Raw genomic sequence first — 1,468 nt, 5'->3', positions numbered from 1 at the left:
CCGGCTCCCTTCTGTTGTCAAGACGCCGCTGAGAGCGTGTTCTCGGTTGGAGTCTTTCGTCGGCGGGCGGCCGGTTGTAGCGTCGGTTCTGCGGGTCCGGGAAGTGGCTGATCCGAAGTGTCGATGTGCGGGGGCAGGTCGACCGCGCTGGATTTTCGAGACGCCCCGCAGTGCCCTCCCGGACTCGCACTGGCGTCTGTTTTTGCCGAGCGTCTGGCGTCGTCGATGAGTTGTCGGTAGATGACGTCGGAGATCCTGCGCTTGAGGCAGCGCAACGCTTCAAGGGACTTCTTGCCCTCGGCTCGTTTGCGTCGGTAGTAGCCACGCCCGTCGGTGTCCAGGCGCAGCTGGGTGACTGCGGCGATGTGGATCATGTGGTTCATCCGTCGGTTCCCGGCCCTTGAGAGCCGGTGACGGTTCTGCTCACCTGAGGACGCGTCCAGCGGTGCGGTGCCGGTCCAAGAGGCGAATCGGTTGCGGTCAGCGAAGCGCGACACGTCGCCGACATCGGCCAGGATCCGGGCGGCCACGACCGGTCCGACACCGTGCAGCTCCATGAGCGTAGAGCCGCGGGCGAGCACGATGGTTTTGAGCTCAGCGGTGGCCTTCTTGATCTTCGCCTCCACTGCGACCAGTTCGGCGAGCTCGTCGGATGCGATGCGGCGCCGAGTCTTCCCAGCGATGTCGCGCGGGCGGACGCTGGCCAACATGGCTTTGCCCTGGCCGGTGGTGATGTCGCGTTTCGCCTGGCCAGGGAGCAGTTCAGCCAACAGTGCCTGCAGACGGTCGACCGTCTGAACTCGGCGTCGGGTGAGCGCCTCTCGTCGGTCTGTGAGCATCCGCAACGCCTCCAGTTCACCGTCGACCTGCAGCACCCGCAGCGTCTTGGTGCGGACCGCGACGATCGCGATGGAGTGCGCATCGAGGGCGTCGGTCTTGCGGTTGTGTCCGGTGTCGAAGAGCCGGATCCGGGCCGCGAGCTTCGCCGGGACGTCAACAACATGTTCCCCGGCCTCGAGCAGGCGTTGTGCCAACGGGCGTCCGACACCGTTAGCGCCCTCGACCGCCCAGACCCTGTCGGGCCAGGTCTTTGCATAGGCCCGCATGGCCTTATAGCCGGCCTGGTCGGTCGTGAACCGACCAGAGCCAAGCATCCGTTCCTGGTTGTCGACGACCTCGATCGTGGCCGACAGCTTGTGGGGATCGACCCCGATAATCACCTGTTCCATGTGCTTCTCCCGCCTGCACTCATTCCAATAGGGACGGCGAGGTGGGCATTGCTACTACGAGCAGGGCAGTCCCTTCTTGAGCCACGCCTCGTCGGCGGCGCCCGACGGGCAGCAGACCGATAGTGAGCCACACCCGCAAACCGGGTGGGCAGCCCAAAAGAGAGCGACCCGCCGAGCACCTAGACCGAGTCTGGCCAGACACCGGCCCTGCCGAAAGTCTCTAGTAGCCCAGAATGACG

Annotated in this window: 1 protein-coding gene; it reads right to left on the bottom strand. The window is 65.3% G+C overall.

Annotated elements, in window-relative coordinates:
* Positions 1 to 17 precede the first annotated feature (17 nt).
* A complete protein-coding gene (locus BOSE46_RS21330) occupies positions 18 to 1,229 on the bottom strand; it encodes an IS110 family transposase (RefSeq protein ID WP_159543109.1) in 1,212 nt (403 codons plus the stop codon).
* Positions 1,230 to 1,468 lie beyond the last annotated feature (239 nt).

This window comes from Aeromicrobium sp. 9AM (genome assembly GCF_902506105.1).
In the GTDB taxonomy this organism is placed as follows: domain Bacteria; phylum Actinomycetota; class Actinomycetes; order Propionibacteriales; family Nocardioidaceae; genus Aeromicrobium.
Note: the sequence above shows the minus strand (reverse complement) of the source record. Positions and strands in the feature narration are given on the sequence as shown.

What these genes read in the sequence shown, in the direction of transcription:
- BOSE46_RS21330 (WP_159543109.1), bottom strand. Translation starts at nt 1,229, where the DNA reads ATGGAACAGGTGATTATCGGGGTCGATCCCCACAAGCTGTCGGCCACG.